Source organism: Cryobacterium sp. Y82, assembly GCF_002929495.1.
Lineage (GTDB): Bacteria > Actinomycetota > Actinomycetes > Actinomycetales > Microbacteriaceae > Cryobacterium > Cryobacterium serini.
Map to the genome: position 1 here is coordinate 167,312 of NZ_PJJJ01000028.1, position 6,416 is coordinate 173,727.

1 protein-coding gene is annotated in these 6,416 nt (G+C 64.4%); it reads right to left on the minus strand.

Annotation, left to right across the window (positions count from 1 at the left end):
• Positions 1-7 precede the first annotated feature (7 nt).
• A complete protein-coding gene (locus CXY70_RS06170; protein WP_104191498.1) occupies positions 8-6,013 on the minus strand; it encodes an Ig-like domain-containing protein in 6,006 nt (2,001 codons plus the stop codon).
• Positions 6,014-6,416: the final 403 nt, after the last annotated feature.

Here is a 6,416-nt window from a genome sequence, read left to right on the forward strand (position 1 = left end):
GTCGTGATCATGGAATGTAAACCTTCGCCGTCGTGACCTGGCCGACAACCTCGATGTAGACCCAACCGGTTCTCCAGAGCACATTGCAAGTGCCGATCGTGCCGTTCGCTGGAACGTTCATGTCGGCTGAAAAAATCATGGCGCCGCCGTTTTCGTCGGCGAAACACTTCACGGTGTATCGTCCGGCCGGAAAATTTCTGGTGTTGAGGTTGAGAGTGTAATGATTGTTGCCGGTCGAAGCTCCTTGAGACGCCGTGGCACTCATCGGGTTGCTCTGCCCTGACCACGTCTCCGTCGAGGTGCCGGCCTCATTGCCATAGGTCACCGTGATCGATGTTGTCTCGCTCGCGGCGAGCCCGCCATTCGTGGCCTGAGCGTTGCCAGCGCCGTCCACGCCGTGGCTCGAGGACGTCAGCGCGCGACCGTTGCCGTTGACATTCCAGATGAACTGAACGGCTCCGTCCTGGCGGTTCACTGCCTGCAGGGTGATGATCGGCTTGCCGAACGGCACCACAGTGTTCGACGTGCCGGCGGTGCCGGGCGAGACACCATCCACCGTCGACGTCGCCCAGACATCCACGGAGTACCCGGTACCGTTGCTCAGACCGCCGATGGTGCCGCCGCCCGCGGCAAACGTTCCCGTGGCGCCGGTCTGGTTGACCCGATAATGGTAGGTCAGTTCGCTCGAACGGGTACCGTTCGCGGCGCCGGCCGTGAAGGTTACAGCCACGGCCGTATCCTTGGGAGTGGCCACCACGCTGGTGGGAGCGCCGGGCGGCACCGCGCCGCGCCGTGCGGTCGACGCTGCGCTTGCCAGGGAGTCGCCGGCCTTGTTGCGGGCGCTGACAGTGAAGGTGTAGTCGGTTTCGGACGCCGCGACCGCCACGTTGGCGCTCGTAGCCGACACGGGCAGGCTGCTCACGACGGCGCCGTTCTGCAGGGAATTGAGGGTATAACCGGCGATCACATCGCCGTTGTTCTCCGGCGCAACCCAGCTCACCGAAATCTGGGCCTGGCTGCCCACGGCCGTCGCCGGTGTCGTGGTCGGCGCTACTGGCGCATAGGGAACGCCGGCCGGCACCACCGCGCTCGAGAACGAGCTCCAGTCGCTCGGCTCCGGGGCGCGGTTGACCGCCTGCACCCGCACTGTGTACGCGACGCCGTTCTGCAGGCCGTCCCAGGTGAGCGAATTGCCCGTCGCGGTGCGCCGCAGGTCCCAAAACCGTGGCAGCGGCGAAATTTCGAGCAGGTACGACTCGACCGCGCTGCCCGTGCTGGTGGGCGTGACCCAGGACACGTCGAGGGCGCCATCGCCAAAGACCAGGGTTGGCGGCTGCGGAACGTCGGGTCGGGCGTCTGGCCTGGCCACGGCCGACGCCGGCGAAGCGTCGGACTCGCCGACCGCGTTCCTGGCTGTCACCGTAAAGCTGTACTCGGTGTCATTGGTGAGGTTCGCAAGGGTGCAGGTCGTCGAGGCGCACTCCTGGGAAAAGCCCGACGCCGACACGGTATACCCAGTTATTTCGGCGCCGTTATTGCTCGGCGGTGTCCACGACAGCACAACCGTGCGATCCTGAATCGACGTCACGCTCGGGGTGGATGGGGCGTCGGGCCGGCCCTGCACGGTCAGGCGAATGCGGCCCTCGACCTCACGCTCGGTGTCATTCGTCGCGTCGGTCACCCGGTAGCGCACCACCATCGTGCCGATGAAATCACTCGCGGGGGTCACTACCACGTCGCTTCCCGCGACGGATGCTGTACCCGTGCCGGTCTCCACGGTCGCCGAAAGCAGACGCAGCGCTTCGGCCGGGAACGGATTTGTATCGTTGGCCAGAACCGACACGGTCACGGCCTTGCCCTGCTTCGCCTCCGGCACAGAGTCATCCGTCGTTGTGGCGAGGGGGCGCGTCGAGGCGATGACGCTCAGCTGCAGGGTGGCTGCGACCGGGGCGGTCGTTCCGTCGTTGATGAGCAACGACAGCGCACCGGATTGGCCCTTGGACGTGCTCGGATCGGCACTTGCCGACAGGGTCTGGCCGGTGATCGAGGCGGTAAAGCCAGCAGGCACCGCACCGTCGATGCGAAAAGCGAGCTTCTGGAGGTCGCCGGGGTCGGCATCCGTTGCCATGGCGCCCAGGTCGACCGTGATCGCGTTTTCACCGGGGGCGACCTCGACGGTTCCGCCGACGAAAGTGGGCGGCTGGTTGTTGGGGGCGAGCACAGTGATGGGGATCATCAGGATCGCGGTGCGGCCGGCCGGGTCGTCGGGGCCCGAGCCGTCGGTCACTTCAAAGCTCACGGCTTCTGCGCCGAAATAACCCTCCGCTGAGGTATAGACGAGAGTGTCCTCGCTCTGTATCAGCGAATCCCCGTTGCCATGGGTCGCCGAGACCTTGTCGGCCACGGTGATGCGTGCGGTCTTTCCCGCTGCCACTGTCACGAAATCATTGAGGGCCAGGGTCACCGTCTCGCCGCTTTTCACTTCGACGGGATTCACTCCCTGGGTGAGCGTGGGGCGCTGGTCGTCGAGCCCCGGCACGAGCATGAACGCGCTGGCCTCGAGACCATCAGCGTCGGTAATCGTATAGCGAATGATCTGGGCGGTTGCCGCGAGATCAACCCGTATGAGGCCGTCGGTGGTGACCGTGGCCGCCGGATCGTCGGTCGACAGGTTGAGGTCGGCGGCCGAGCCGTCGGGATCTTCATCGTTGTCGAGAACGGGGATATCGACGCTGGTCCGCTCGGTCACATCGGCCGCGACCAGGCGGTCGTCGCGAGCTATGGGGGCCAGCAGAGGGGCATCCGCTGTAATGCTCAACTGCAGGGTGCCGATCGCGGTTGCCCCCCAGGGATCGGCGACGGTGTACTGAATGCTGAACTCGCCCGGCTGAGTGGGTGTCTGCAGCACGATGCGTTCGCCAGCGACCGTGGCGTTGAGGCCGTCGGGCAGGGTGAGGCCGTCAGCGACCAGGGTGAGCGTGTCACCGTCCGGGTCGGTGTCGTTAAGGAGCACGGGAACAGCCAGCTTGCGGTCGGGGCGGGCGGTCGCGGAGTCTTTCACGGCGTAGGGCATCTGGTTTCTGGCACCCGGTTGGGCGATTCCCACGAGGATGCTGGCCTGTGCTTCGGAGCCGAGCCGGTCACGCACCACGTAGGTGAACGAATCAGTGCCGGAGGATGCTGCGAATGCTTCATAGCTCAGCCACGACGCGCCCACTTCCACGATGCGCCCCTGGGCCGGCGCCGCACCCTGCCCAACGAGCTCAACTGAGTCGCCGTCGGTGTCGATCTGACCCAGCGGAATCGGGATACGCACAGTGTTCCCGGAGAGCACGCGGGCGGTGAGGTCACGCGGGCGCGGGGGGGAATTCGTTGAGGTGTTGAGGGCAAGAATTTGTATCGTGACGTAGCCGGCATCCTTCTGGCCGAGGCTGTCGACGACCTCGTAGGTTGCGTAGACGGTCTTCGCGATCGAACCAGCCTGAAACCGCAGGGTGTTCTCCGACACGAAAAGGTCGCCGTCGATGGGGTCGACCAACGGTGCCACCAAAGTCGGCGCGAGCGTGATCGTATCGCCGTTGGGATGCGAATCGTTGGCCAGCACGGGAATGGACACGATGTCGCCCGCGCGCACGGTTACGGTATCGTCTACCGCGACCGGCGGCAGCAGTTTCGTGGGTGCCGGTACAGGAACGACCAGAACCTCGCCTTCCGCGCTCAGCGACCCGTTCGAGACGGTATATCCGATTGTGACCGGCGCGTTCAGGCCGCTCTGGTCGGTCACCTGCAACACCCGGTGTTCCAATACCGCGACGGTGATGCCGAGGTTGTCGGGAATGCTGAGGGACTGCACCACCAGAATGCCGCCGGCCGGGTCGGTGTCGTTGGCGAGTACGTCGACGAGCACATCGCGCCCTACCGGCAACAGGGCCACGTCGCGAACCGCGACAGGCGGAAGGTCGCTCGCCGCGGCATCCGTCACGTCGATGCGTACGAGACCGAGCACGGTATTAGGGCCGTCAGTGGCCAGATACTGCAGGTAATAGGTGCGTGGTTCGGCCGCGTTGAAGGTGAAAGTACCGGTAACAAAATCCGGCACGATGGTTGCACCGGGCACATCATCAATCTTCGCGAGGCGCAGGGGAACGCCGCCGGGGCTCGCATCATTGAGCAGTGGCGACACGGTGACGGTCTGGCCGACGGCAGTCGAGACGTGGTCGGGGTTGGTGACCGGTTTGGTGCTTCCGGATGCCCGCACATCGACCTTCACCAGGCCCTCGCCGGTATCGACTCCGTCTGATACGACGATGAACACGTCTTTGCGACCGAGGTTCTGGCCGATTGCCGCGTAACTGAGCACGCCATCTGCGGTGAACTGCACGGCATCGTCATCGGCGGGTGCGGCGGCCTGCAAGAACAGGTCGTCGCCATCGGGATCGATCCAGTCGGGTAGCACGTTGTGCGTGATCGAAGCGCCCTGCTCCACGACGAAACTGCTCGTGCGTTTCTGCACGGGCTGGCTATTCGTACCGGCCGTGCTCACCGTCAAAACGACCGTTGCCTCGGCAGTGCCGCCACGTCCGTCGCTCACCGCATAGCGAAAGCTTTCGGTCCCGATGGCCCCGTCGGTCACGGTGATCTGCAGCGCCGCACCGCCGAAGATCGGTTGCACCCTGCCCAACACGGGGGTGTCGCCGACGATGGTCGCGGTGAGAATGTCACCATCGGCATCCGTGTCATTGTCAAGAACGGGCAAAATTACACTGCGGCCAGCCCGCACCCCCAACGCGTCATCGACGGCCACCGGGACGGTGTTCTCTTCGGTGCGTTCGGGCAGCACGTTCTCAATCGACTCTGTGACGGCGTCCTGTTCGTCTTGCTCATCGCTTTCGTCGGGCGGGGGCGTGATGTCTTCCCAATTTTCGATCACGACCATGTCCTGATCGACCAGCCAGACGAGACCCGTGCTGAGGTCATTGAGCACGACGACGTTGCGGTTGACGCGAAAAGTGACGGGTGCGGTGGTGGTGCCGCGGTCGATGTCCCTGGCTACATCGTCGTCGGTTCCGGGGCAGTCGCGCACGTAGCGTGCACTGGTTGACCAGGCCGCGTAGGCGCATCCGTTTAAAGAGACCGGGGCAACGGGAAGGCCGTCGGCGCCGGCCTCGATGCGGGTGGCGTCGCTACCGTCGAGGGGCTGGATCAGCAGGGCGTCGGGGGTGCCCACCAGCACGGTCGTGGTTGCCGTGCCGGTGGTGCTTTGCTGCAAAGCAGAACCCGGAGCGGTCTTGACGCTGCGTCCTCCCGGCAGAATCAGGGTTCCCGAGGTGCTCTCCAGCACGACGGATGCATCACCTACCGCCGCAATCGTCAGTTTGGGCCGGTCCGGGAGGTCGTCGAGAGACGACTGGTCGCTGGCAACGGGGGCGTTGAAGCTGGTTGTCCCGGTGCTGCGCGTCACCGTGACCAGTTGGCCATCGCGGGCGCCGACAGCGTGCACCGTGCCGTTGGATCCGACGGTAACAGCGGCGCCGGCCCCCAGCTGGACCACCGGTTCGCTGCTCTCAAGGATGAAAGTTTCCACGTCTGCCACGGTGAGAACGAAGAGGTCACCGGTGGAACGATCCAGGATTGCCACGGTGTCAGCACCGAGTGCGACCTCGGCATCCGCCGGCAGCGCCACGTCAGCCCCGAAGGTCACATTGGCCGGGTCCACCAGGCTGAGCGTCGCATTGGCGCGATCATGCGTGAGCACGGTGTTGCCCGACTGCAGAATGTCAAAGTCGTTTGCCTTGGCGCGCAACCCGGTGTCGAGAACCTGAGCTTGGTAGTTGAGGTGTCCCACCAGTAGCCCGCTGGGTTTGGTAACCCAGACGCCGCCGTCATTCAGCCGTACGTCGGCAGTACTGATGCCCTGATAGACGAAGGCCAGCAGGGACAACGCGAGAGCCGCGGATGTGACGATTCCCACGCCCATGAGCGAGCGATGCTGGCGCACAATGCGTCGAAACATCCCGTTCCTCCCCGATCAAAAGCAACCCTAGTGGTGGATAGAGTGCCCGAAATGGAGTGAGAAGGCGATGGGGAGAATTCCCCAAGCTGGGGTGGCGCCCGAGCAATTAGACCGATCGCAGTGCTCAGGACGGTGCCGGACCACGTAGCCAGCGTCGGGAGTGCGTTTCAGTTGTGCGATCGAGGGCGCTTCGGTTCAGAGAATGCTCCTCATTGAGGCTGGAATTTACACTTACCCCCACTACTGGGGTGTGACGATATCTCATGAATGGGACATAGTGCCGCCGTCGTGCTAATGCCCTCCGCCGAGGTTGCCGGCGAGCCGGGAATGCAGTTCGTGGCTCGCCTCGTTCAATCCGTCGATGACGACGCGCTTGTCGTGCCGCTCATACTTGTAGGTGATG